At 70.6% G+C, this 1,094-nt stretch carries 1 protein-coding gene; it reads right to left on the reverse strand.

Annotated elements, in window-relative coordinates; genetic code table 11:
- Nucleotides 1-145: 145 nt before the first annotated feature.
- Entirely contained in the window at nucleotides 146-1,009 is an 864-nt protein-coding gene (locus tag ACWGI8_RS44510; protein ID WP_453669362.1) for an Fpg/Nei family DNA glycosylase, read from the reverse strand.
- Nucleotides 1,010-1,094: the final 85 nt, after the last annotated feature.

Below are 1,094 nucleotides of genomic sequence, written 5' to 3' on the forward strand. Positions count from 1 at the left end.
GGCCGGATCAGCGAGCGGGGTCTGGCGCGTGCAGATGCAAGGCGGAGGAGGGAGCCACTGCGGAGCATTGGCGACTGACGACAACGCCGCAGATGTGCGTGCCAGGGCACGCGAGCCCGGCAAGATCCGAACGACAGGCCCTAAGTCACTTCAGCAGCCGGGACATCCGGCGGTCGGCGAGCGGCTTGCCGCCGGTCTGGCAGGTGGGGCAGTACTGCAACGACGAGTCATGGAAGGAGACTTCGCGGATCGTGTCGCCGCACACCGGGCAGGGTTCGCCGGTGCGGCCGTGCACGCGCAGTCCGCTCCTCTTCTCGGCCTTGAGGCGTCCGGCGGCGAGGCCGTGCGAGCGCTCGACGGCCTCCTTGAGAGTCGTGCGCATCGCCTCGTACAGTCCGGTGATCTCGTCCTCGCCGAGCTTCGAGGTGAGCTTGTACGGAGACATCTTCGCGACGTGCAGGATCTCGTCGCTGTAGGCGTTGCCGATTCCGGCGATGAGGCTCTGGTCGCGCAGTGCGCCCTTGATCTGGCGGCGTTCACCGGCGAGGAGCGCGGCGAAGGCGTCCCGGCCGAAGTCGTCGGCGAGCGGGTCGGGGCCGAGGCGGGCGATGCCGGGGACGTCCGCGGGGTCGCGCACGAGATGCACGGCGAGCCTCTTCGTGGTGCCCGCCTCGGTCAGGTCGAAGCCGTCGCCGCCGGTGAGTGCGGCGCGCAGGGCGAGCGGGCCCTTGCCGGGCCGGGGCACGCCGGACGGGAGGACGTCCTTCCACTGGAGCCAGCCGGCGCGGGCGAGGTGGAAGACGAGGTGCAGTCCGGTGGTGGTGGTGATGTCGAGGAACTTCCCGTGCCGGTGCACGGCGGTGACCTCGGCGCCCTCGACGGCGGTGAGCGGCGGGTCGTACGTCTTGAGCACGCTGATCGCCACGGGCAGCAGCTTGGCGATCTCTTTGCCCACCAGGTTCTCGTCGAGGAATTCTCTGAGCGCTTCGACCTCGGGCAGTTCCGGCATGGATCCAGCGTGCCAGCACCGGCGGGTTGCGGCGAGCGTGGGGCTGCCGCCAGACCCCCCGGGCTGGATCTCGGGGCGCAGCCCC

Source organism: Streptomyces sp. NPDC054841 (assembly GCF_053611045.1).

Coding starts and splice junctions, on each gene's coding strand:
- ACWGI8_RS44510 (WP_453669362.1), bottom strand. CDS start 1,009: ATGCCGGAACTGCCCGAGGTCGAAGCGCTCAGAGAATTCCTCGACGAG.